Origin of the sequence: Streptomyces filamentosus, assembly GCF_014654895.1 — a bacterium.
GTDB lineage: Bacteria > Actinomycetota > Actinomycetes > Streptomycetales > Streptomycetaceae > Streptomyces > Streptomyces filamentosus.
This window is the reverse complement of the sequence record NZ_BNBE01000001.1, coordinates 4,165,960-4,188,232: the sequence shown is the minus strand read 5'-3', so window position 1 is coordinate 4,188,232 and position 22,273 is coordinate 4,165,960. Positions and strand designations below refer to the sequence as shown.

General features: G+C 74.6%; 19 protein-coding genes. 10 read left to right on the top strand and 9 right to left on the bottom strand.

All coding sequences use genetic code 11. From position 1 onward, the window contains the following. The first annotated feature begins 8 nt into the window (after nt 1–8). Entirely contained in the window at nt 9–2,741 is a 2,733-nt protein-coding gene (aceE, locus tag IE326_RS18755; protein WP_150227985.1) for a pyruvate dehydrogenase (acetyl-transferring), homodimeric type, read from the top strand. Nucleotides 2,742–2,832: 91 nt separating this feature from the next. Continuing rightward, nucleotides 2,833–3,666 (top strand): potassium channel family protein, encoded by an 834-nt coding sequence (locus tag IE326_RS18750; protein WP_373310214.1) that lies wholly within the window; start codon nt 2,833–2,835, stop codon nt 3,664–3,666. On the opposite strand, the gene IE326_RS18745 is transcribed toward IE326_RS18750, so the two are convergent. Both IE326_RS18745 and IE326_RS18740 read right to left on the bottom strand, forming a co-directional pair. Continuing rightward, complete coding sequence (locus tag IE326_RS18745) at nt 3,647–4,102, bottom strand: peptidase inhibitor family I36 protein (protein ID WP_229915398.1); 456 nt, start codon at nt 4,100–4,102, stop codon at nt 3,647–3,649. The two genes, IE326_RS18750 and IE326_RS18745, sit on opposite strands and share 20 nt — an antisense overlap. A 145-nt stretch (nt 4,103–4,247) precedes the next feature. Next, nucleotides 4,248–5,870, bottom strand: a complete 1,623-nt coding sequence (locus IE326_RS18740) for an MFS transporter (RefSeq protein WP_150227987.1) — start codon at nt 5,868–5,870, stop codon at nt 4,248–4,250. A gap of 124 nt (nt 5,871–5,994) precedes the next feature. Between IE326_RS18740 and IE326_RS18735 the strand changes: the two genes are divergently transcribed. The 7 genes from IE326_RS18735 to IE326_RS18705 all read left to right on the top strand — a co-directional run bounded on the left by IE326_RS18735 (nt 5,995) and on the right by IE326_RS18705 (nt 14,005). Next, the gene (locus IE326_RS18735; protein WP_170313807.1) at nt 5,995–6,663 is read left to right on the top strand and encodes a TetR/AcrR family transcriptional regulator; all 669 of its coding nucleotides are present in this window, start codon (nt 5,995–5,997) and stop codon (nt 6,661–6,663) included. A gap of 274 nt (nt 6,664–6,937) precedes the next feature. Further along, nucleotides 6,938–8,152: an alpha/beta hydrolase gene (locus IE326_RS18730; RefSeq protein ID WP_190042090.1), complete on the top strand. Its 1,215-nt coding sequence runs from the start codon at nt 6,938–6,940 to the stop codon at nt 8,150–8,152. Between the two features lie 74 nt (nt 8,153–8,226). After that, nucleotides 8,227–9,102: a DUF4429 domain-containing protein gene (locus IE326_RS18725; protein WP_190042089.1), complete on the top strand. Its 876-nt coding sequence runs from the start codon at nt 8,227–8,229 to the stop codon at nt 9,100–9,102. 267 nt (nt 9,103–9,369) lie between these two features. Beyond that, a complete protein-coding gene (locus IE326_RS18720) occupies nt 9,370–10,833 on the top strand; it encodes a sensor histidine kinase (protein ID WP_229915397.1) in 1,464 nt (487 codons plus the stop codon). Between the two features lie 41 nt (nt 10,834–10,874). After that, nucleotides 10,875–11,552 (top strand): response regulator, encoded by a 678-nt coding sequence (locus IE326_RS18715; RefSeq protein ID WP_150227991.1) that lies wholly within the window; start codon nt 10,875–10,877, stop codon nt 11,550–11,552. Between the two features lie 171 nt (nt 11,553–11,723). Beyond that, on the top strand, nt 11,724–12,707 hold the full coding sequence (locus IE326_RS18710) for an alpha/beta hydrolase (RefSeq protein WP_150227992.1): 984 nt from the start codon (nt 11,724–11,726) through the stop codon (nt 12,705–12,707). Then, nucleotides 12,704–14,005: an acyltransferase family protein gene (locus IE326_RS18705; protein ID WP_229915396.1), complete on the top strand. Its 1,302-nt coding sequence runs from the start codon at nt 12,704–12,706 to the stop codon at nt 14,003–14,005. The genes IE326_RS18710 and IE326_RS18705 overlap by 4 nt, the downstream gene beginning before the upstream one ends. A gap of 20 nt (nt 14,006–14,025) precedes the next feature. Here the strand turns inward: IE326_RS18705 and IE326_RS18700 are convergent, their stop codons facing one another. Continuing rightward, a complete protein-coding gene (locus tag IE326_RS18700; protein WP_190042088.1) occupies nt 14,026–15,045 on the bottom strand; it encodes an aldo/keto reductase in 1,020 nt (339 codons plus the stop codon). Beyond that, complete coding sequence (locus tag IE326_RS18695) at nt 15,042–15,458, bottom strand: MerR family transcriptional regulator (protein ID WP_150227994.1); 417 nt, start codon at nt 15,456–15,458, stop codon at nt 15,042–15,044. The genes IE326_RS18700 and IE326_RS18695 overlap by 4 nt, the downstream gene beginning before the upstream one ends. 51 nt (nt 15,459–15,509) lie before the next feature. On the opposite strand from IE326_RS18695, the gene IE326_RS18690 reads away from it, so the two are divergent. Further along, the gene (locus tag IE326_RS18690) at nt 15,510–16,340 is read left to right on the top strand and encodes a serine hydrolase domain-containing protein (RefSeq protein WP_150227995.1); all 831 of its coding nucleotides are present in this window, start codon (nt 15,510–15,512) and stop codon (nt 16,338–16,340) included. Nucleotides 16,341–16,362: 22 nt separating this feature from the next. On the opposite strand, the gene IE326_RS18685 is transcribed toward IE326_RS18690, so the two are convergent. The 5 genes from IE326_RS18685 to IE326_RS18665 all read right to left on the bottom strand — a co-directional run bounded on the left by IE326_RS18685 (nt 16,363) and on the right by IE326_RS18665 (nt 22,246). Then, nucleotides 16,363–16,974: a hypothetical protein gene (locus IE326_RS18685; RefSeq protein ID WP_150227996.1), complete on the bottom strand. Its 612-nt coding sequence runs from the start codon at nt 16,972–16,974 to the stop codon at nt 16,363–16,365. Then, complete coding sequence (locus tag IE326_RS18680) at nt 16,971–18,656, bottom strand: ATP-binding protein (RefSeq protein WP_373310213.1); 1,686 nt, start codon at nt 18,654–18,656, stop codon at nt 16,971–16,973. Before IE326_RS18680 ends, IE326_RS18685 begins: the two co-directional genes overlap by 4 nt. Before the next feature lie 8 nt (nt 18,657–18,664). Continuing rightward, the gene (locus IE326_RS18675; protein ID WP_150227997.1) at nt 18,665–19,348 is read right to left on the bottom strand and encodes a response regulator; all 684 of its coding nucleotides are present in this window, start codon (nt 19,346–19,348) and stop codon (nt 18,665–18,667) included. A 64-nt stretch (nt 19,349–19,412) separates the two neighbouring features. Further along, nucleotides 19,413–21,047 carry a murein biosynthesis integral membrane protein MurJ gene (murJ, locus tag IE326_RS18670; protein ID WP_190042087.1) on the bottom strand — a complete coding sequence of 545 codons (1,635 nt, stop codon included), beginning with the start codon at nt 21,045–21,047 and terminating at the stop codon, nt 19,413–19,415. Beyond that, entirely contained in the window at nt 21,044–22,246 is a 1,203-nt protein-coding gene (locus IE326_RS18665; RefSeq protein ID WP_190042086.1) for a lipid II:glycine glycyltransferase FemX, read from the bottom strand. The genes murJ and IE326_RS18665 overlap by 4 nt, the downstream gene beginning before the upstream one ends. Nucleotides 22,247–22,273 lie beyond the last annotated feature (27 nt).

Sequence of the window (22,273 nt, the reverse complement as noted above, 5' to 3'; positions counted from 1 at the left end):
GGAACAGCGTGGCTCCCGGATCCGATCGCAACCCGATCATCATTGGCGGCCTTCCCAGCCAGGTCCCCGATTTTGACCCCGAAGAGACCCAGGAGTGGCTCGACTCCCTGGACGCGGCGGTCGACGAGCGGGGCCGGGAACGGGCCCGCTACCTGATGCTGCGGCTGATCGAGCGCGCCCGCGAGAAGCGGGTGGCCGTGCCCGAGATGCGCAGCACGGACTACGTCAACACCATCGCCACCAGGGACGAGCCCTTCTTCCCCGGCAACGAGGAGATCGAGCGCAAGGTCCTCAACGCCACCCGGTGGAACGCGGCCGTGATGGTGTCGCGGGCCCAGCGCCCGGGCATCGGCGTCGGCGGCCACATCGCCACCTTCGCCTCCTCGGCCTCCCTCTACGACGTGGGCTTCAACCACTTCTTCCGGGGCAAGGACGAGGGCGACGGCGGCGACCAGATCTTCTTCCAGGGGCACGCCTCCCCCGGCATCTACGCCCGCGCCTTCCTCCTCGACCGGCTGACGGCGACCCAGCTCGACGGCTTCCGCCAGGAGAAGTCGAAGTACCCGAACGGGCTGTCGTCCTACCCGCACCCGCGGCTGATGCCGGACTTCTGGGAGTTCCCGACCGTGTCGATGGGCCTCGGCCCGCTCGGCGCGATCTACCAGGCCCGGATGAACCGGTACATGGAGGCGCGCGGGATCGCCGACACCTCCAAGTCCCACGTGTGGGCCTTCCTCGGCGACGGCGAGATGGACGAGGTCGAGTCGCTCGGCCAGCTCTCCATCGCGGCCCGCGAGGGCCTCGACAACCTCACCTTCGTCGTCAACTGCAACCTCCAGCGGCTCGACGGCCCGGTCCGCGGCAACGGCAAGATCATCCAGGAGCTGGAGTCGATCTTCCGGGGCAACGGCTGGAACGTCATCAAGCTGATCTGGGACCGCTCCTGGGACCCGCTGCTCGCCCAGGACCGCGACGGCATCCTGGTGAACAAGCTGAACACCACCCCGGACGGGCAGTTCCAGACGTACGCCACGGAGACCGGCGGGTACATCCGCGACCACTTCTTCGGCGACGACCACCGGCTGCGGGCCATGGTCGAGTCCATGTCGGACCAGCAGATCCTCCACCTGGGCCGCGGCGGCCACGACCACAAGAAGATCTACGCGGCCTACGCCGCGGCCAAGGCCCACAAGGGCCAGCCGACGGTGATCCTGGCCCAGACGGTCAAGGGCTGGACCCTCGGCCCCAACTTCGAGGGCCGCAACGCCACCCACCAGATGAAGAAGCTGACGGTCGACGACCTGAAGCGCTTCCGGGACCGGCTGCACATCCCGGTGACCGACAAGGAGCTGGAGTCCGGCCTGCCGCCGTACTACCACCCGGGCCGGGACTCCGAGGAGATCCAGTACATGCACGACCGCCGCAGCGGGCTCGGCGGCTACGTGCCGACCCGCGTGGTGCGGTCGAGGCCGCTGGCGCTGCCGGACGACAAGACCTACGCGGCGGTCCGCAAGGGCTCGGGCCAGCAGTCGATCGCCACCACCATGGCCTTCGTCCGGCTGCTGAAGGACCTGATGCGGGACAAGGAGATCGGCAAGCGCTTCGTGCTGATCGCCCCCGACGAGTACCGCACCTTCGGCATGGACTCCTTCTTCCCGAGCGCCAAGATCTACAACCCGCTGGGGCAGCAGTACGAGGCGGTGGACCGCGAACTCCTCCTCGCCTACAAGGAGTCGCCGAGCGGCCAGATGCTGCACGACGGCATCTCCGAGGCCGGCTGCACGGCCTCGCTGATCGCCGCCGGCTCGGCCTACGCCACCCACGGCGAGCCGCTGATCCCGGTCTACGTCTTCTACTCGATGTTCGGCTTCCAGCGGACCGGCGACCAGTTCTGGCAGATGGCCGACCAGCTCGCGCGCGGCTTCGTCCTGGGCGCCACGGCCGGCCGCACCACGCTGACCGGCGAGGGCCTCCAGCACGCGGACGGACACTCGCACCTCCTCGCCTCGACGAACCCGGCCTGCATCGCCTACGACCCGGCGTTCGGGTTCGAGATCGCGCACATCGTCAAGGACGGTCTGCGCCGGATGTACGGCCCCCAGGCGGAGGACGTCTTCTACTACCTGACGGTCTACAACGAGCCGATCCGGCACCCCGCCGAGCCGGACGACGTGGACGTGGAGGGCATCCTCCAGGGCATCCACCGCTTCAAGGCCGCCGAGGCGGGCGCGATCCCGGCGCAGATCATGGCCTCCGGCGTCGCCGTGCCGTGGGCGGTCGAGGCGCAGCGGATCCTCGCCGAGGAGTGGAACGTCAGGGCCGACGTCTGGTCCGCGACCTCGTGGAACGAGCTGCGCCGCGAGGCCGTGGCCGTGGAGGAGCACAACCTGCTCCACCCGGACGAGGAGCAGCGCGTCCCGTACGTGACCCGCAAGCTCCAGGCGGCCGAGGGCCCCTTCGTGGCGGTCTCGGACTGGATGCGTTCGGTGCCGGACCAGATCGCCCGCTGGGTCCCCGGCTCGTACACCTCCCTCGGTGCGGACGGCTTCGGCTTCGCGGACACCCGCGGCGCCGCCCGCCGCTACTTCCACATCGACGCCCAGTCGATCGTGCTCGCGGTGCTGACCGAGCTGGCCCGCGACGGCAAGGTGGACCGGGCGGTCCTGAAGCAGGCGGTGGACCGCTACCAGCTCCTGGACGTGGCGGCCGCCGATCCGGGTCCCGCGGGCGGCGACGCCTGACGGGGCACGCCTCCCGGAGGACGTAGCGCCTGGTGAGGGGCGGTGGGGCCGGTGGCTCCGCCGCCCTTCGGCATTCCTTACGATGCCCCGCATGTCCGTGAAGAAGCAGCGCCCGCCGAAGGTCCGCTGGGAAGAGCGCACCCAGACCCCGCTGCTGGTGCTCGCGGTGGCCTTCGGCGTCGCGTACGCGGTGCCGATCGTCGCGCCCGGCGCCGAGGCGTGGGTGCTCCGGCTGTGCCACGTCGTGGAGTGGGCCGTGTGGGGCGCCTTCGCGGCAGACTACCTGGTCCGGCTCTGTCTCGCCCCGTCCCGCTGGGCGTTCGTCCGCTCCCACCCCCTCGACCTCCTCGCGGTCCTCCTGCCGCTGGTGCAGCCGCTGCGGCTGCTGCGGGTGGTCTCCACGCTCCTCCTCGTGGGCCGGCGGGCCCGGATGGCCCCGCAGATAACGCTCACCACCTATGTGGCGGGCGCGGTGGTCGGGCTGATGATGTTCGGCTCGCTGGCGGTGCTGCACGTCGAGCGGGACGCCCCGAACGGGAACATCAAGACCCTGGGCGACGCCGTCTGGTGGTCCTTCACCACGATGACGACGGTCGGCTACGGCGACCACGCCCCGACGACCGGTCTCGGGCGGGTGCTGGCGGTCGGGCTGATGCTCTCCGGGATCGCCCTGCTCGGTGTGGTCACAGCCAACATCGCGGCCTGGTTCATCTCCCGCTTCGAGCGGGACGACGCGGTGGAGCGCCGGCAGACGGAGCTCCTGGAGACGCTGACCCGGGAGGTCCGCGAGCTCCGCGCCGAAGTGGCCCGCCTCTCGGGCCCGGTCCCCCCGCGGGCCGTGCCGGAGCCCGCCGCACCGGAGCCCGCGGCACCGGAGACGGGAGCGGGGGCGGGGGCGGGGGCCTCTAGCGCTCCCAGAGTTTGAAGGCCCTGACCTCGTAGGGCGTCTGGGGGACCCAGGTGCCCCGGCCCGGGTACGTCTCGAACTCGCCCGCCTCCGCGCACTCCCCCGACTGGTACGTGGTCACGGGGCGTCCCGTGCGGACGGCGAGGGACTGGGCCGAGGCCCCGGCCGGGAGGGCGACGCAGCTGTCGAGGTCGGTCGTCGCCAGCTCGTACGTCCACGGCCTGCCCTTGAAGTCGGGCCGTGGCCAGAGGCAGAGCCTCCCGGGCCCGCAGACCCCCGTCGCGGCCCCGGCGGCCCCGGCGGCCGGGGCGACGGCCGCCGTGGGGGCCATCGGGGCCGCCGGCGCCGTCCGTGCCCCCTGGACGGCCGGGGCGGCCGGGGCGGCCGTCGCCGGGAGGGTGGCCAGGAGCAGGGCGGCCGTCCCCGTGAGTACCGCCATCGTCTTCGCGTTCATGCAGATCAACCCCCATGTCGTCACTCTCTGCAATCGAAAGCATGGAGGAGGTGACCCCGTGAACGGAAGAGGGGCCGCCCCCGTTCCTTCGAACGGGTGACGGCCCCTCAAGGGACCCGGACCGGGGAAGCCCGGGTCGGGCGGGTCAGATGTGACCGCCGCCCATGCCCTCCTGCACGTTCTCGCCGCGCTTGGTCAGCGTGGCGACCAGGGCCGCCACCACCGCCACCACGCCGGCGACGGTGAAGGCCAGGCCCATGCCTTCGAGGAAGGTGTCGTGGATGACGTCGGAGATCTTCGCGAAGAGGTCCGGGGTCATGCCGGGCGCCTTCGCCATCTCCTGCGGGGCCATGCCGAACTCGGCGGCCTCCGCCAGGCGCGGGTCGGCCGGGACCGGGATGCCGGCCTCCTTCCAGTTCCCCTCGAAGGAGGAGGAGACCTTGGAGGCCATCACCGCGCCGAGCACGGCGGTGCCGAGCGCGCCGCCGACCTGCATGGCGGCCTGCTGGAGGCCGCCCGCGACGCCGGAGAGCTCCAGCGGCGCGTTGCCCACGATGACCTCGGTGGCGCCGACCATGACCGGGGCGAGGCCCAGGCCGAGGAGGGCGAACCACAGGGACATGACGAGGGTGCTGGTGCCGGCCGAGAGGGTGATCATGCCGAACATCGCGGCGGCCGTGCAGACCATGCCGCCGACCAGCGGCACCCGGGGGCCGAACTTGGTGATGAGGGCGCCCGCCAGCGGCGAGGAGACGATCATCATCGCGGTCAGCGGCAGCAGGCGCAGACCGGCGTCGATCGGGCCGAGGCCCTTCACGCCCTGGAGGTAGAAGGTCACGAAGAACAGGCCGCCCATGAAGGCGAAGGCCATGAGGACCATCAGCACCACGCCGGCCGAGAGCGGCACGGAGCGGAACATGCCGAGCGGGATGAGCGGCTCGGCGACCTTCGTCTCCCAGACCGCGAAGACCGCGAAGAGGACGACGGAACCGAGCAGGCAGCCCCAGGTGTTGCCGCTGGTCCAGCCCCACTCCGCACCGGCCTGGATGAGGCTCCAGACGAGCAGGCCCATCGCGCTGGAGAGCAGCACGATGCCGAGGACGTCGAAGGAGCGCGGCGCGTTCTCCGCGCGGTGGTCCCGGAGGATCACCAGGCCGAGCACGAGGGCGAGGACGCCGACCGGCACGTTGATGAAGAAGACGGACTGCCAGCTGACGTGCTCGACGAGGAAGCCGCCGAGGATCGGGCCGCCGGCGGTGGAGGCGCCGATGACCATGCCCCAGATGCCGATGGCCATGTTCAGCTTCTCGGCGGGGAAGGTGGCGCGGAGCAGGCCGAGGGCGGCCGGCATCAGCAGGGCGCCGAACAGGCCCTGGAAGACGCGGAAGGCGATGACGGCGGCGATCGAGTCGGAGAGGCCGATGGCGCCCGACGCGGCGGCGAAGCCGGCGATGCCGATGAGGAAGGTCTGGCGGTGGCCGAAGCGGTCACCGAGCTTGCCGGCGGTGATCAGGGCGACGGCGAGCGCGAGCAGGTAGCCGTTGGTGATCCACTGGAGCTGGTCCAGGGAGGCGCCGAGATCGGCCTGGATGGCGGGGTTGGCGATGGCGACGATGGTGCCGTCGAGGGCGACCATCATGACGCCCACGGCGACGGAGAACAGGGTCAGCCAGGGGTGGCCGCGCAGGCCCTTCGCCGGGACCGGACCAGGCTCCCGGACGCCCCCCTGGCCCTGCGGGGCCTTTTCCACGGTGGTCTGACTAGTCATGGGAACGAGGCTAGTGACAGCCACTGACAATTGACAAAGCGATTCACGCGTCGGTAACTGTCACGTAGCTCACAGGTACCCTGAGCGCGAAGAAACTCCCGCAATCGACCGAAAAGAGACTCTGTTGACCGTGCCCGCGCCCGGACCTTCCGCGCCCGGACTGCGCGAGCGGAAGAAGCAGCGCACGCGCGACGCGCTCATCCAGGTGTCCCTGGAGCTCTTCACCACCCAGGGGTACGAGCGGACCACCGTCGACGAGATCGCGGAGGCCGTCGAGGTCTCCCAGCGCACCTTCTTCCGCTACTTCTCCTCCAAGGAGGAGGTCGCCTTCGCCGTCCAGCGGATGGTGGAGGAGGAGTTCGTCAGGGCGCTCGTCCGGCGCCCTCCCGAGGAGGGCCCCTTCGACGCGATGCGCCACGCGGTGCTCGCCGCGTGGGACGACGTGGGCGACGTGATCGACCGGATCGTCCCGGTCGAGCTGTACCTGAAGACCTTCTTCATGATCGAGTCGACGCCGGCGCTGCTCGCCGCGCACCTGCGCCGGTCCAGCGAGATGGAGGAGACGATCGCCCGCGTCGTCGCCCGCCGCGAGGGGCTCGACGTGGACGCCGACCCGCGCCCCCGGATCGCGGTGGCCGCCTTCGGCGGAGTGATGCGCGTCACCGGCCAGATGTGGGGCAAGGGCCCGGACCGCACCCTGGAGGGGATCCGCGCCCTCACCGAGCGCTACCTGGACCACCTGGGCCCCGCGCTCTCGCTGCACTGGCGGGAACCGGGCGCCCCGCGCGGCTGACCGTCCCGGGACCTCCGGAGGGCCCGGACGGGCGCGCCGGGGGACCTGTGGACGGGTCGTGCCGACGGGTCCCGGGCGGTCCGCGCCGACAGGTGTCCGGCAGCCGCACCGGAAGGTCCCGGCCGTCGCACCGACGGGCCTCGGCGGTCGTACCGGCAGGTCCCCGGCCGTCGCACCCACGGGTGCGACGACGGCCGTACCCTCCGGTGCGCGACGGCCGTGCCGACGGGTGCGACGACGGGCGCGTCATCTTCGCCGTCTAGGGTGTCCGCCCGTGACCTCCGCCGACGTCCCGCCGTCCCTCGTCGTCCTGCGCACCCTCCTCGTGCTGGGCGTCGTCCTCGTCATGCTCGCCACCACCGGGTGGACCACGATCCGGCACCGGCCGGCGTCCGGGCCGTCGATGGAGGCCGCGCTGGCCGCCTGGGCGCGGGAGCGGACCGGCGACGTCCCGCCGCCCGATCCGGCCACCGCCCCGCCCCGTACGGTCGCCGCCTGGTTCGCCTCGCTGGGACCGGACCGCTCCGAGGGCCTCGCCGAGCGGCATCCGTTCGTCGTCGGCAACCTCGACGGGGCACCGCCCGCCCTGCGCTACCGCGCCAACCGGATCGGCCTCGCCCGGGCGCTCGCCGCCGAGCGGCCCCGCCTCGACGACCCCCGGCTCTCCGCCGACGGCCGGCACGAGGCCCGCCGCCGGGTGGACCGCTTCGTCTCGCTGCTGGCGCCGGGCCGCCGGATCCTCGCCTTCGACCCCACCGGCACCGGCCGGACCGCCGAGGTCCTCGGCGACCTGGAGCGGGCCCGGCGGGTGTCGGTGGTCGTGCCCGGCGTCGACACCAACCTCCTCACCTTCCAGAAGACCCACGGCCGCTACACCGCCCCCGCCGGCATGGCGCGCGCCCTGTACGAGGCCGAGCGCCGCACCGCGCCCCGCGCCCGGGTCGCGGTCATCGCGTGGGCCGACTACACCGCGCCCGCCCGGGTGGGCGTGGACGCGGTCACCGGGCGGCTCGCCGCGTCCGGCGCCGACCGGCTCGTCCGGATGACCGAGGGCCTGCCGGGGACGGCCCGGGTGGCGCTCTTCTGCCACAGCTACGGCTCCGTGCTCTGCGGGCTCGCCGCGCCCCGGCTCCCGGGGCGGGTGACCGACCTGACGGTGGCCGGCAGCCCCGGGATGCGGGTGGAGACGGCGGCCGAGCTGGACACCCGGGCGCGGATATGGGCCATGCGGGACGACGCCGACTGGATCGCGGACGTCCCCCACCTGGAGGTCGGCGGGGTCGGGCACGGGGCGGACCCGGTGGAGCCGGAGTTCGGCGCACGGCTGGTCTCGGCGGCCGGGGCGGCCGGGCACAGCGGCTACTTCGAGCCCGGAACCGGGAGCCTCGACAACTTCGCGGCGATCGGCACCGGAGCCTTCGGACGGGTCGTCTGCGCACGTGCCGACAGCGCTTGCCACGGGGGAATCTCCGGCGGGACCGGCGTCTGACGCGCGTAGATCACGGAATTTCCTGATAGTTCCGAGGGGCGACGCACGGGCACGCGCCGCTTACGATGAGGCGTATGGGTGATGTGCTGGCCGGAATTCATGCCACCTGGGAGTTCGAGAGCGACGCACTCGTCATCCGCTTCGAACGGGGGATCCGTACGCCGAGGCTGTTCCAGGCGCTGCGCGAGCGACGCGTGCCGTACGAGGCGCTGGCCTCCGCGGTGCTCGCGCCGGGCAGGCGCGGCACCGTCGTCCTGCACGCCGTGCCGCGGCCGGGCGCCGATCCCCTGATGGAGGCGGCGGCCGGGCAGCTCAAGGAGACCTGCGACCCGTACCGGCTGGTGGTGCCCGCCGACCGGGAGGCCCTCGCCTCCCACTGGCGCGACGAGCTGGCCGCGGTGGTCCCGCCGGGCGCGGCGGACCCGGACGACCGGGTCGACACGGGCTTCCTGGTCGCGGCGCCGCAGGGGCCGCGCTCCTTCAAGGCGTACGACGGGAAGGCCACCTTCGACGGCTCCTCCGAGGTCTCCTTCCGCTGGTCCTCGACCATGGCGACGTCGGAGAAGTGGAAGACCGGTGACCAGATCTTTTCGGTGCGGGAGCTGAGCGGCGTCGAGTGGCGCTCGCCGGACTCCCCCGGCGGGTTCCTGCGGCTGCTGCCCCGGGGCGGCGCGCCCCGCACGGACCCGCCCGACCACGACCCGGCGTCGGTCGTCTTCGGCCTCGGCTACGGCCCCGTGCACGACTCCCTCCCCTTCGCGGCGGCGGTCCTCTCTGCGATCCGCGCCAAGGACCGCGCCCCCGTCCCGGCGGGCGCGCCCGATCCGGGGCACCGCGACCCCGGCGCCGTCGCCGAAAGGATTCGGCACCTGGGCGAACTGCACCGGGCGGGTCTGGTGACGGACGAGGAATTCGCGGCGAAGAAGACGGAACTCCTGGCGGAGCTGTGACGGGACGGGGCCGTGACGGGGCGGGGCTGTGACGGGGTGGGGCCGTGACGGGACGGAGCCGGGCGGGCGGGGAGGCGGGACGGGGGCGGACGGGCCCGGGGCCTGAGCCGGAGGGCCGGGACCGGTCACGGGGGCAGGGGATTCGGAGCCGTACCCCCCCGACCCCGTCCCCACGTCTCACACCCCCGTCTCATACCCAGGTCTCACCCGCGACCGTCCCCCCTGGTACGACGACGGCGGCGGGCGGCGAACCTAGGCTTGCCCGTCATGAGAGCGTTCCAGAAGCGGCCGTCTCCCCCGCCGGTGCCCCCGCGGTCGGCGTCCCCGCCGCCCGGATCCCCGCCGTCGGCGTCCCGGCGGGCGGCCGCGCGGGTCCGGGGGTGGTCGCGGGCGGTCGTGGGGGCGCTGGACGCGGCCTTCACCCCGCCCGCGCAGACCGGCGCCGCGCCCTTCGCCGGCTCGCCCTCGCGCTGGGTGCGGCTGCTGCCGTACGGCTTCGGGGTGGCGCTCGTCGCCTCCCTCCTGCCGGTCACCGTCAACCTCCTCATCACCGACTACGACGTGCCCGGCGCCCTCGCCGGGGCGCTCGCCACGGCGCAGACCGCGCCGCTGCTGCTCGCCGCCACCCGGCCGCTGCACGCCTGGTGGGTGGTCTTCCCCGCCGACGTCGCGGGCGCGCTCGTCCTGCTGGCCTCCGACGGGCCCCGTGCCCAGCTGTGGCCCTGGACCCCACCGGTCGTCGTCGGCTACTGCGCGCTGATGCTCGCGCTCGGGCTGCGCGAGCCGCGCCGCACCCTGATCGGGGTGTGGCTGGCGACGGGCGCGGCCGGCTATCTCCTGGAGACCGTCCGGCCGTACGGCGACACGGGCGTCTCCACGCTCCTCTTCGTGCTCAGCGGGGTGCTGCTGCTGCTCGCCTCGGCGGTGCGGGCCCGGAGCGAGGCCCAGCGCAGGCTCGCCGAGCAGGAGACGATCAGCGAGGCCGAACGGGCCCGCCGCACGCTCCTGGAGGAGCGGGCCAGGATCGCCCGCGAGCTGCACGACGTGGTCGCCCACCACATGTCGGTGATCACCGTGCAGGCGGACTCCGCCCCGTACCGCATCCCGGAGCTGCCGGAGGCGGCCCGCGAGGAGTTCGCGTCGATCGCGGGGAGCGCGCGGGAGTCGCTGGCCGAGATGCGCCGGCTGCTCGCGGTGCTCCGCAGCGACGGCGGCGAGGGCGAGCGGGCCCCGCAGCCGGGCCTCGACCGGCTCCAGCAGCTGGTGGAGGCGACCGTGCGGGCGGGCGTGCCGGCGGAGCTGGCGCTCGCGGCGGAGCTGGCCGGCAGGAGGACCGAGGTGCCGCAGGCGGTGGGGCTCTCCGCGTACCGGATCGTGCAGGAGGCGCTGGCCAACGTGGTGCGGCACGCGCCGGGCGCCCCGACCCGGGTGTCGGTGCGGGAGGACGGCGCCGGCCGGCTGACGGTCCTGGTGGTCAACGGACCCGCCACGGAGCCGGTCTCGCCCCTGGAGGGATCGGGCACCGGGCACGGGCTCGTCGGGATGCGGGAGCGCGTCCGGCTGACCGGCGGCACCCTCGACACCGGCCCGCTGCCGGACGGCGGCTTCCGCGTGGCGGCCCTGCTGCCCCTGGGGCCGGCGGACGCCGGGACGGGGACGGGGGCCGAGACGGGGACGAAGGCGGAGACGGGAACGAAGGCGGACGCGGGCACGGGCACGGACCCGCACTAGAGTCGGCCGGACAGCGGCCGTCTCACAAGCAAGGGTGTCGTGTGACCATTCGGGTGATCATCGTGGACGACCAGGCCATGGTGCGGGCGGGGTTCGCCGCGCTGCTCTCCGCGCAGGCCGACATCGACGTGGTGGGCGAGGCGCCGGACGGGCGGCAGGGCGTCGAGGTGGCGCGGACCGTCCACCCCGACGTGGTGCTGATGGACGTGCGGATGCCGGAGCTGGACGGGCTGGCGGCGGCCCGGGAGATCCTGCACCCGCCGGCGGGGGTGACACACCGGCCCAAGGTGCTGATGCTGACCACGTTCGACGTCGACGACTACGTGTACGAGGCGCTGCGCGCCGGGGCGTCCGGGTTCCTGCTCAAGGACGCGCCGCCGGCCGACCTGATCGCCGCCGTGCGGATCGTGGCGGCGGGCGACGCGCTGCTCGCGCCGTCCGTGACCCGCCGGCTGATCGCCGACTTCGCCGCCACCCGCCCGGCCGGCCGCAAGGACGTGACGGCGCTCCGGCTCAACGGTCTGACGCCGCGTGAGACCGAGGTGCTCGAACTGATCGCCCGGGGGCTGTCCAACCAGGAGATCGCGGAGCGGCTGGTGCTCGCCGAGCAGACCGTGAAGACCCACATCGGGCGGGTGCTCGCCAAGCTCGACCTGCGGGATCGCGCGCAGGCGGTGGTCTTCGCCTACGAGTCGGGCCTGGTGACCCCCGGGGGCTAGCCCCACCCCGGGCCGGGGGCGGGCTCCTCGTCCACCCCCTACCCGGGTATGGCACGGGAGTTGGCTCCCCGGTGTGACGTGCCGTCACCCGCCGTCTTCCTACCTTCCTCTCGCCGACGGACCGACAGGTCCAGGGGCCCACGGGCCGAGGACGAGAGAGGGAGGGCGGGCATGCGCCGCATCACGAGGACCCTGGTGACCGCCGTCATGGTGACGGCGGTCGTGGCGGGTACGGCCGGCTGGGCGTCGGGGGCCGCGCAGGAGCCGGTCACCGGGCCGCCGCCGGGGACCGCCGAGTGGCGGGCGGCGGGCCTGCCGGACCCGGAGCGGACCGACCCCGCGGGGATCGCCCGCTTCTTCGCCGGGCTCGGCCCCGGGGAGCGGCGGCGGCTCGTCCGGGAGCACCCGACGGTGGTGGGGAACCTGGAGGGGGCGCCGCTGGAGCTGCGGTACGCCGCCAACTCCCGCACCACCGGAGGGCGTCACCCGGGGGCCCGGGTCCTGGCGCACGATCCGCGCGGCCGGGGCCAGGTGGTCCTGGTGTACGGGGACCTGGCGACCGCCGAGCGGGTCGCGGTGCTCGTGCCGGGCTCCGACGTGGACGCCGGGCGCACCGGCTCCCTCACCCGGAAGGCCGTCGCCCTGCGGGAGGCGACCGGCGGGCGGACCGCGGTCGTCGCCTGGGCCGGCTACACCACCCCGGTCGGCGTCGGGCTCGACGCCGCCTCCGGGGAGCTGGCGGAGGCGGGCGCCGAGCGGCTGGTCCGCTTCGCGGAGGGGCTGCGGGCCGCCGGGGTGCGTCCCGAGCCCTCGGTCTTCTGCCACAGCTACGGCTCCGTGGTCTGCGGACTCGCCGCGCACCGGCTGAAGGCGAAGGACCTGGTGGTCTTCGGCTCCCCCGGCATGCGGGCGGAGAACGCGGCGGCGCTGGGGACCTCGGCCCGGGTGTGGGCGGCGAAGGACCCGACGGACTGGATCGACCGGGTGCCGTACCTCTCGGTGGGCGGGTACGGGCACGGCGCCGATCCCGCCGCGCCCGAGTTCGGGGCCCGGCCGGTGGAGGCGGGCGACGCGGTCGGCCACGACGGCTACTTCGCGCCCGGCACCTCCTCCCTGCGCGCCTTCGCCGCGATCGCCGGGGGGGACGTCCGATGAGTGCCCCCGCCACGACGCGTCCCGCGCCCACGGCCGCCGCGAAGCCCGCCGCCCCGGGCGCTCCCGCGAAGCCCCCCGCCCCCGCGAAGCTCCTCGCCCCCGTGAAGGCCCTCGTCCGGAAGGTGGAGGCCGGCACGCCCGCCCACCGCGACCGGGCCGTGGACGGGCTGCGGGCGCTCGCGCTGCTCGCGGTGCCCACCGGGCACTGGCTGCTCGGCGGGTTCACGCTCTCCCCGGACGGCGCGATCCACAACGCCTCGCCGCTCGCCTCCTTCGGCGCGCTCGCCCCGGCGAGCTGGGTCCTCCAGATGCTGGGGATCTTCTTCCTGGTCGGCGGCTGTGCCTCCGTGATGTCCTTCCGCCGCAGGACCGGCACCGTCCGCGCCTGGCTCGGCGGGCGGCTCGCCCGGCTCGGCCGTCCGGTGCTGGGGGTGACCGCCGTGTGGGCGGCGCTGCTGCCGCTGCTCCACCACGGGTTCGGGGTGCCGGTGGACACCCTGCGGACGGCGTCGACGCTGGTGATCCAGCCGCTGTGGTTCGTCGGGGTGTACACGGTGGTGACGGCGCTGACCCCGCTGTGCGTGCGGGCCGCGCGCCGGTTCGGGGCGTGGGCGGCGGCGCCGCTGCTCGGCTCGGTCGCGGTCGTGGACTTCCTGCGGTACGGCCCGTACGCGGACGCCGTGCCGTCCTGGCTGAGCCTGCTGAACATCCTGCCGGGCTGGCTCTTCGCTTACCAGCTCGGCGTCTCCTGGGGCGAGGGCCGGGTGAACCGCCGGCACGCGTGGGGGCTGCTGCTCGGCGGGGCGGCGCTCTTCGCCGCGCTGCTGCTGGTCTTCGGCTACCCGGCGTCGATGGTCGGCGTCCCCGGCGAGGCCCGGACCAACTCGCACCCGCCGTCGCTGCTGGTCCTGGCGCTCGCCGCCGCGCAGAGCGGGGCCGCGATCCTGCTGCGGGACCGGCTCGGCCGGTGGCTGCGGCGGCCCGCGCTGTGGGCGCCGGTCGTCGTGGTCAACCTGTCGGCGATGACGATCCTGTGCTGGCACCAGACGGCGATGCTGGCCGCGGCCGTCCCCGCCTCGTACCTCGGCGAGGTGCCCGGTCTCGTCGGGGCGCCGGACTCGGCCGGCTGGATCCTGGCCCGGCTGGCCTGGATGCCGGTCTTCGCCGGACTGCTCGTGCTCATCGGGCGGTACGCGCGGCGCTTCGAGTCGCCGTGGACGCGCACCGGACCGGCCCGCCGCGCGCTCGCGGGCGTGCTCGCGGCGGGCTTCGCGGTCTTCGCCCTGGGCCTCGCGTGAGCGGGCCCGGGGCGGGCGGGTCAGACCTCGCGGGCGGTCGCGGTGTGGCTCATGTCCGGGTAGCGGTCGCCCGCCACCAGGCCCGCGAGCGGCTCCAGTTCGGCCAGTTCGGCGTCGGTGAGGACGATGCGGGTGGCGGCGGCGTTCTCCTCCAGGCGGGACCGCTTGCGGGTGCCGGGGATGGGGATCACGGTCAGGCCGTGGACGGTGGCGCGCTGCTGCACCCAGGCGAGGGCGATCTGCGCGGGGGTCGCCCCGTGGGCGGCGGCGATCTTCCGGACCGGGTCGAGGAGGGCCGCGTTCCGCTCGGCGTTCTCGCCGCTGAAGCGGGGCTGGTGGCGGCGGAAGTCGTCGCCCGACAGGTCCCTTCCGGCGTCGGCGAAGGCGCCGGTGAGAAAACCGCGGCCGAGCGGCGAGTACGGGACGAAGGCGACGCCCAGCTCGGCGGCGGTGCCCACGGCGGAGCGCTCGACGTCCCGGGAGAAGAGCGACCACTCCGACTGGAGGGCGGCGATCGGGTGGACGGCGTGCGCCTCGCGCAGCTCGGGGCCTGTGACCTCGCTGAGGCCGAGGTGGCGGACCTTGCCCTCGGCGACGAGCTCGGCCATGGCGCCGACGGACTCGGCGAGGGGCACGGCCGGGTCGCGGCGGTGCATGTAGTACAGGTCGATGCTGTCGGTGCCGAGACGGCGCAGGCTGCCCTCGACGGCCTGCCGGATGTAGGCGCGGTCGTTGCGGATGCCCCGGCCCGCGCCGTTCCCGGGATCGCGCTCGATGCCGAACTTGGTGGCGAGGACGATCTCGTCGCGGTGGGCGGCGACGAAGGGGGCGAGGAACTCCTCGTTGGCCCCGCTGCCGTACATGTCGGCGGTGTCGATCAGGGTGACGCCGGCCTCCAGGGCCGCGTCGAGGGTGTCGCGGGCGGCGGCCTCGTCGGTGGAGCCGTAGAACTCGCTGATGCCCATGGCGCCGAAGCCCTGGACGCCCGCCTCGGGTCCGTCCGGGCCGCCGATGCGCACGGTGTCGATCTTCTCGCTCATGAGGAAGAGCCTCCGCAGATGGTTCCGTAGTGGTCGATCTTGAGGTCGAGCACGGCGAGCGCGGACCGGAGCTCGGAGATCCGGCTCAGCACGTCCCGGCGGGTGGCCTCCAGGAGGGCCCGGCGCTCCGCGTGGGTGTGCTCGCCCTCCCGCACCAGCTCCGCGTAGCGGACCATGTCGGCGACGGGCATCCCGGTGAGCCGCAGTTTGCCGACGAAGGCCAGCCAGTCCAGGTCGCGGTCGGTGAAGCGGCGCTGCCCGGTGTGCGACCGGTCGACGTGCGGCATGAGGCCGATCCGCTCGTACCAGCGCAGGGTGTGGGCGCTGAGCCCGGTCAGGGCGGAGACCTCGCTGATCGTGTAGCGGTCCTTGCGGGCGGCCGGTGGCCGGGGCGTGCTCTCGATCGCGCTCATGTCCCCACGCTAAAAGGTTGGAGTGCACTCGAAGCAAGTAGGCTCGGCCCCATGGAGAGCAGCAGCCTGCCGAGCCTGGCGGGGATCGAGAACTGGCCCGTCCCCACCGCGGCGGCGGCCGTCGTCCGCGCGGACGGCACGGTGGCCGGGAGCCACGGCCCGACCGGGCACCGCTTCCCGCTCGCCTCGGTGACCAAGCCGCTGGCGGCGTACGCGGTGCTCGTCGCGTACGAGGAGGGGGCGATCGACCTCGACGAGCCGGCCGGTCCCGAGGGCGCGACCGTGCGGCACCTGCTCGCCCACACCTCGGGCCTCGCCTTCGACGAGAACCGCGTCATGGCCGCGCCCGGCACCCGCCGGATCTATTCCAACACCGGCTTCGAGGTCCTCGGCGACCTGGTCGCCAAGGCCACCGACATCCCCTTCGCCGACTACCTGCACCAGGCGGTCCTGGAGCCGCTGGGCATGACGGCCACCTCGCTCGACGGCTCCCCCGCCAAGGACGGCGTGTCGACCGTGGACGACCTGGTGCGCTTCGCGGCCGAGGTGCAGGCGCCGCGGCTGCTCGACGCGCGGACGGTGCTGGACGCGATGACGGTCGCGTACCCCGGCCTCACCGGCATCCTGCCGGGCTACGGGCACCAGCGGCCCAACGACTGGGGGCTCGGCTTCGAGATCAGGGACGGCAAGTCCCCGCACTGGACCGGCACCACGTCCTCGCCGCGGACCTTCGGCCACTTCGGCCAGTCCGGCACCTTCCTGTGGATCGACCCGGACGCCCGCGCCGCCTGCGTCGCGCTCACCGACCGGGCCTTCGGGCCGTGGGCGATCGAGGCGTGGACGCCGTTCACCGACGCGGTCCTCGCCGACCTGCGGCGCTGACCCCCGGTCCTCCTCCCCCGGCCTAGTCGCCGTCCCCCGGCGGGGCCGCCGCCGGGCAGGTGGCCTCCGGGAGGGTGCCGTCCGGGCCCGCGACCGTCACCGCGCGCGTGCCGGAGCTGTCGACGGCGTAGGCGGCCGTGCACACCAGCTGGGAGACCGCCCGGCCGGACAGCTCCCGGGCCGGGAAGGGGACCTGGAGCCGGATCCCGCCCGTCCCGTCGGTCTCGACCCGGACCAGTTCGCCCGCGGCGGGCAGTTCGGTGGCCAGGCCCGCCCGCTGCTCGGCCGGGCGGGGGCCCGCGAGCAGCGCGGCCAGCACCTTCACCGTGGCGAGGCCGGAGGCGTACGGATGGTCGGCGTCGATCTCGAAGCCGGTGCCGGTGCCGTCGAAGGTGCCCCGCTCGGTCCGCTCGGGGGCGGGCCGGTAGGAGAAGGGGACCTCGCGGGAGACCGGCATCAGCTCTCCGTCCGGGCCGAGGAAGTAGAGCAGGATCCGGCTCTCCGGGATCTGCGCGAGGGCCACGGTCGGCGCGACGCCCGCCTCCACCACCTCGCTGCCCTGGATGCCGCAGCCGGTCGCCGCCGCGGCGGCCAGGAGCAGCCCGGCGGCGACCGCCCCGGCCCGGCGCCTCACAGCGGGATCCGTACGGTGAACACGGCGCCCCCCGCCGGGTGGTTGGCGGCCTCGACGGTGCCGCCGTGGAGCCGGACGTTCTCCTGGGTGATCGCGAGGCCGAGGCCGCTGCCCGCCGACCGGGCGCGGGCCGGGTCGGCCTTGTAGAAGCGCTCGAAGACGTGCGGCAGGACGTCCGGGTGGATGCCGGGGCCGCGGTCGGAGACCTGGACGACGAGCACCCCCGCCTCGCCGGTCCCGGCGCCCTCGTCGCCCGTGGCTCCCCCGGTGCTCCCGGTGCTCCCGGTGCTCCCGTCGGTGTACACCCTGACCGTGACCAGCGGCCTTCCGTGCCGCAGCGCGTTGCCGACGAGGTTGGCCACGACGACGTCGAAGCGGCGGGGGTCGAGGCGGGCCCGGATGCCCTCCCCCAGGGCCGCGTGGACCTGCCCGGGGTCCGTCCAGCGGCGGCTGATCAGGGTCTTGCGGACGCAGTCGGCGACGTCGACCTCGTCGGTGTGGAGTTCGGCGGCACGGGCGTCGAAGCGGGAGATCTCCATCAGGTCCTCGACGAGCACGGCGAGCTTGACGGTCTCGGCGCTGATCAGCCGGACCGCGCGGGCGGTGTCGCTGTCCAGGCCCTCGGCGTCCTCGTCGAGCACCTCGGTGACGGCGAGCATCCCGGCGAGCGGGGTGCGCAGTTCGTGCGAGACGTCGGAGGCGAAGCGGCGGGCGCGGGCCTCGGCGCGGCGCAACTCGGTGACGGAACGCTCCAGTTCGGCGGCCGACTCGTTGAACGTCCTCGCCAGGTCCGCGAGTTCGTCGCTGCCCTTGGCGTGGATGCGGGTGTCGAGCCGGCCGCGGCCCATGCTGTGGGCGGCGCGGCGCAGTTCGCGGACGGGGCGGAGGACGCCCCGGGAGGCGATCAGCGCCGGGACGAGGGCGATGGCGAGGGCGGGCAGGGCGCCGTCGCGGGCGGCGGTGACCATGGCCTCGACGTTGGCCTCCTCCTCGCGCAGTTCCATGACGGCGTAGAAGACGAGGCCGGTGGGCTGCGCGGCCTCCTCCCCGGCCCGGGTGATGAAGACGGCGGGGATCGCGATCGTCAGGTACGGGACGCCGTTCTTGACGACCCGCTGGAAGCTGGTGTGCGGGGTGTCCTGCCGCGCGTGGGCGCGGGCCCGCAGCTCCGGGGTGATGACGGAGGAGGTGGGGCGGTCGGTGGAGGAGACCCGCAGCGAGCCGTACTCGGCGTAGACCCGCCAGGGGCGCGGCTTGCCCTTCCCCGCGAGGTTCAGGAGGGTGTCGCGCAGCGAGTCCTCGTCGGGCGGCAGGGGGACGGCGAGGACGTCGACCTGGTCGCGGAAGGCGGAGACGGCGGTGTTCTGCGTCTGCTCCAGGATCGCGCTGCGGGCGGCCCGGTAGGTGAGGGCGGCGGTGGTGCCGCAGCCGACCGCCGCGACGAGGAGGAAGGCGAGGACCAGACGGGTGCGCAGGCCGAAGGGCCGGAGGCGGAGGCGGCGGGGAGACCTCCAGGCGCGGCCCCGGCCGTCCGCGTCCCCGTTCCCGTCCCCGCGCCTGGAGGTCTCCCCGCCGCCGCTCCCGTACGCGTCCCCGGTCCCGGTCCCGTACGGGTCCCCGGTCCCGTACGGGGTCCCCCCGGGGAGGTCCCTCGTGTCCCGCCCCGGCTCCTCCCGGGGCACGCAGGTCTTCACAGCGGTCCGAAGCGGTAGCCGAAGCCGCGCAGGGTCTGGATGTAGCGGGGGTCGCCGGGGGTGTCCTCGATCTTGGCGCGCAGCCGCCGCACGCAGGCGTCCACCAGGCGGGCGTCGCCGTGGTAGTTGTGCTCCCACACGTGCTCCAGGAGCTGCTGGCGGCTGAAGACCTGCTCGGGGGCGGCGGTCAGGTGGAGCAGCAGCTTGAGCTCGGAGGGGGCGAGGGCGAGCCGTTCGCCGCCCTTGGCGACGGTGAGTCCGGCCCGGTCGACGGCGAGGTCGCCGTGGTGCTCGACGGCGGGCCGGCCCCCGCCGGGCTCCTCGATGCGGCGCAGGACGGCCCGGATGCGGGCCTCGATGACCTCGGTGCGGGCGGGTTTGACGATGTAGTCGTCGGCGCCCGCCTCCAGTCCGACGACCACGTCGAAGTCGTCGCCGCGGGCGGTGAGCATGATGATCGGGAGCTGGCTGCTCTCGCGGACCCGGCGGCACACCTGGACGCCGTTCATGCCGGGCAGCATGAGGTCGAGCAGCAGCAGGTCGGGGCGGAACTCGCCGAGGGCGGCGAGACCGGCCTCACCGGTGGTGGCGGTGCGCACCTCGTGGCCGCGGCGCCGTAGTCCGAGCTCGACGCCCTCGCGGACCGAGGGGTCGTCTTCGATGAGGAGCACGCGAGGCATTCGTGGAGTATCCCAAGGTCGGCGGGGGTGCCGGTGGGGGCCCCCGGCGGGTGGTCGGATCGGGTCAGGCCCGGCGGGCGAGCCGGCCCGTGACTGCGGAGAGCAGGGCGGAGACCTCGGTGAGGCGCAGCGGCCGGGCGAGGAGGACGAAGGTGCCGAGGACGCAGGCCGCGCCGGCGAGACCGGAGACGACGGCGCCCGCGGAGGCGGTTCCCCCTGCGGCGAAGAGGCCGTACCCGGCGGCGGGGGCGGCGGCGAGGAGCAGCCGGCCGAGCCCGGTGCCGCCGTCGTCGACGGCGGGGAGGCGGCGCCGGAGGACGTGGGCGGTGAGGCCCCAGCCCGCCCAGAGGGCGAGCGAGTAGCCGGCGGCCATGCCGGTGACGGTCCAGCGGGCGGGGAGCCAGTGGTGCGCGGCGAGGGCGAGGAGCGCGTTGAGGCCGGCGATCACCAGGTTGAGCAGGAAGGGGGTGCGGGTGTCGCGGAGCGCGTAGAAGGCGCGGGTGCACACGTACTGCCCGGAGAGGGCGACCAGGCCGGGGGCGAGGGCCGTCAGCGGCCAGGCCATGGCGCGGACGGCGTCCGGGCCGGTCGCGCCGTGGCCGAAGACGGCGGACATCAGCGGCCCCGCGAGGGCGAGGAGGGCGCAGGCGGCGGGGACGACGGCGGCCGCGGTGGTGCGCTGGGCATGGCGGACGTCCCGGTGGACGGCGGCGAGGTCGCCGTCGGCGGCGGCGGCGCTCATCCGGGGCATGAGGGCGGTGACGAGGGAGACGGTGACGATGCCGTGCGGGACGGCCCACAGCAGGTAGGCGTTGTTGTACGCGGCGAGGCCCGCGCCGCCGGAGGGGCCGGCCCCGGCGGAGGGGGAGCCCGCGGAGGTGGCGACCCAGGTGGTCACCCAGTACGCGGCCTGGTTGGTGAGGACGAGGAGGACGAGCCAGCCGGCCGCGCGCAGCGGGGCGGTCAGGCCGCTGCCGCGCCAGTCGAAGCGGGGCCGGAAGCGGAAGCGGGCGGCGCGCAGGGAGGGCAGCAGGGCGAGGGCCTGGACGGCGATGCCGGCGGTGGTGCCCCAGCCGAGGAGGGCGGCCTCGCCGGCGGTGAGCGCGCCGCCGTCGCTCACCACGAGGAAGAGGCCGAAGACGGCGACGGCCACGACGTTGTTGAGGACGGGGGTCCACATCATGGCGCCGAAGCGGCCCCGGGCGTTGAGGACCTGCCCGAGGAGGGTGAAGAGGCCGAGGAAGAGGATCTGCGGCAGGCAGGCCCGCATGAAGGCGACCGTCAGGTCCCGCTGCCCGCCCTCGTAGTCGGTGTACGCGTCGACGAGGGCGGGCGCGGCGAGGACGGCGGCCGCGGCGAGGACGGCGAGGGCGAGGGCGCAGAGGGTGAGGAGGCGGTCGGTGTAGGCGGCGCCGCCGTCCTCGTGCTCCTTGGCGGCCTTGACCAGTTCGGGGACGAAGACGGCGTTGAGGGCGCCGCCGAGGAGGAGGGTGTAGACGATGGTGGGGACGGAGTTGCCCACCGCGTAGCCGTCGGCGACCGCGCCCGCGCCGAGCGCGGCGGCGACGACGGCGGCGCGGACGAAGCCGGTGGCGCGGGAGACGATCGAGCCGGCCGCCATGACCGCGCCGCTGCGGAGGGCGGAGGCGGGCTTCCGCCGGGCCGGCGCGGGTGGTGCGAGGGTGGTGCCGTTGCTCATCGGCGGGCCAGGTACGCCTGGAAGGCGCGGTACAGCGCCTGGTTGGTCGTGCCGTGCATCGGTGTCTCCCACTCCCCCAGCGTCTCGACGACCTGTCCGCCCGTGCCGAGCTTCCAGCGCAGCAGCCCGTGGGCGCGGTCGTCCGGATCGAGGGTGGAGGGTACCCCGCGCAGGTCGTAGACGGCGGCGCCGAGAGCGTGGGCGTCGAGGAGCATCCGCCACTGGAGGGCGTTGGAGGGACGGACCTCGCGGCGGTGGTCGGCGGAGGCGCCGGTCTGGTACCAGACCCGCTTCCCGACGGTGATCATGGTGTGGGCGGCGAGGACCTCGCCCTCGTGGCGGGCGAGGTAGAGCTTCATCCGGCCGTGGTGCTCGGCGTTGAGGACGGCGTACTGCCGCTCGTAGTAGGCGAGGGAGCGGCCGAGGCGGAAGCCGTCGCGCTCCTCGGTGATCCGCAGCAGCCGGTGGAACTCGGGCAGGTCGGCGGCGGAGCCCACGGTGATCTCGACGCCGGACTTCCGGGCCCTGCGGACGTTGCGCCGCCATTCCTGGTTGAGGCCCGCCCACAGGTCGTCGGGGGTGCGGCCGGTGAGCGGGAGCTGGAAGACGTGGCGGGGCTGGGCGTCGGCGCCGTCCTCGGAGTCGCCGCCGCAGCGCCGCCAGCCGCGGGCGCGGAGCCGTTCGGCGACGGCGGTGCCGAGGGGGTCGACCTCGTCGGCGAGGACGTCGCCGAGGCGGCGGCCGGGGCCGGTGGCGGCCTTGACGGTGGCGGCGCTCCAGCGGCGGTGGGCGGGGGCGGGGCCGATGCGGACGGCGAAGGCGCCGGAGGCCCGCAGGTGGGCGAGGAGCGGGTCGAGCCAGCGGTCGAGGCCGGGGTCGGCCCAGTCGGCGACGGGCCCTTCGGGGAGGTAGGCGAAGTGCTTGCGGGTGCCGGGGAAGGCCCGGAGGAGGACGAGGGCGACGCCGGTGAGCCGCCCGCCCTCCGGCCCCCAGCCGAGGAGCTGGTGGCGCCAGCCCTCCTTCACCCCGGCCCAGGACGGGAGCTGGAGGAAGCCGGGGCCGTCCGCGCCGGTGGCGCGGGAGGCGAGGAAGGCGCGGTACTCCTCCGGGGACACGGGGCCGAGCCGGAGCGGTCCGGCGGGCGGCGCCCCGGCGGCGCGGCGCTTCACGGGTGCGGGCGTCACGAGCAGCGCTGACACAACGACGGCCTCCTTGGTTCGTCCGCC